Raw genomic sequence first — 416 nt, 5'->3', positions numbered from 1 at the left:
GTGCCCACGCACCGCTCGCGCAAACTCATCCTGCACCAACGCTTTGGAACTGATGAAATAACGCTGCTCTATGGTAATTTTTTGCATATTTTCAACGCGATAGGAGATGGCCACGCCAATGCTGTGCAACTGTTTCCAATGAGGAAACTGGGCGGCCAACTCGCCCGCCGCCATGACATGGTACTCACGACCATCGATGCGGCCATGAGCCTTCTCAAGCGTCATCGTCTCTGCGCATAACGGGGTGGCCGCCAGCGGGGCGAGGGCCTGTCGAACCGCCTCGAACAACTTGGGTTGGTTGCCTTTGACGGCCAATAAGTAATCGCCACMTTGCTGAAGGATGGTCTCGGCGATCTCGGTCTGGCACCCCATCGCATCGATGGATACCAGGCAGCCTTTGATGTCGAGCAGCGCCA

The 416-nt window shown here is 56.9% G+C and carries 1 protein-coding gene; it reads right to left on the bottom strand.

Translation table 11 applies throughout. The annotated features are described in order from the left end of the window. A partial coding sequence (locus tag EES38_RS21985; protein WP_124939301.1) for an ISAs1 family transposase occupies positions 1 to 416 on the bottom strand: 416 nt, incomplete at both ends.

The sequence above is a fragment of the Vibrio viridaestus genome (assembly GCF_003856525.1).
GTDB lineage: Bacteria > Pseudomonadota > Gammaproteobacteria > Enterobacterales > Vibrionaceae > Vibrio > Vibrio viridaestus.
The sequence above is the reverse complement of the archived record's forward strand: the minus strand, read 5'-3'. Positions and strand labels throughout refer to the sequence as shown.